General features: G+C 58.1%; 1 pseudogene. It reads right to left on the bottom strand.

The window, feature by feature from the left end:
* A pseudogene (locus E1297_RS00225) lies at window positions 1–241 on the bottom strand (IS30 family transposase); the annotation flags it as partial.

Raw genomic sequence — 241 nt, 5'->3', positions numbered from 1 at the left:
TTCCTTCAATTGCTCATGTTGAGCCATCTCAGCACCTTGGTCCCACGTCAGTGATTTGCACAGATGCTTGGGGACGGTCTGAATGGATTTGGTGATGGCATCTCGAACAGCTTCAGCTCCGTGTGCCGCGAGTGCGGGACCGTTCTTTTTGCGCGGCCCGGCGCCATGACCTGGCATCGGTGGTAGGTGCAGTAGAAGGGTGAAGCGCGTTGAGCGTTCCACCAGAGTGCCGATCGCCGAG

It is taken from the genome of Roseibium sp. RKSG952, from assembly GCF_009711355.1.
This window is presented reverse-complemented; position numbering and strand designations above follow the sequence as displayed.